At 65.6% G+C, this 450-nt stretch carries 1 pseudogene; it reads right to left on the bottom strand.

The window, feature by feature from the left end:
* Positions 1–366 (bottom strand): annotated as a pseudogene (locus AC5Y4T_RS26175) (integrase catalytic domain-containing protein); the annotation flags it as partial.
* Between the last annotated feature and the right edge of the window lie 84 nt (positions 367–450).

Here is a 450-nt window from a genome sequence, read left to right as displayed (position 1 = left end):
GGCCGCTTCGGTGGCGAACGGTTTGTCAAGATCACCGGCGGCGGTCAGCAGCGGCAGCCATAGTTCGACCATGACCACCAGGTACTTGCCGCACGGCATGCCCATCAACGCCCACACATGCTCCAAAAGCGCCCTGGCGTCGTCGCTGAAGCCCCGCGGCCGCAAGCTGCGCCCGTCGACCTGCTCGGCCGGATCCGCCAGCCTCGGGCCACTCAGCATCCGCCGCGCCGTCGAGCGACCCATCCCGGTCGTGGCCACCACCCGATCCAGAATCTCGCCCTTGTCCGCCTTGGACGCCCTACGGTACTGACCTCGCAGTTTGTTGGTTACTTGCCGTCTTGCGGCCATGTCGATCTTGCCCTCCACATCGGGCAAGCCTTCCGCGCTACGCGCTCAAAATAGCTGAGGCACTACCACCGGCTACGCGCTCAAAGTAGGTGAGGCACGCCG

The organism is Mycobacterium sp. NGS11 (assembly GCF_059813315.1).
This window is presented reverse-complemented; position numbering and strand designations above follow the sequence as displayed.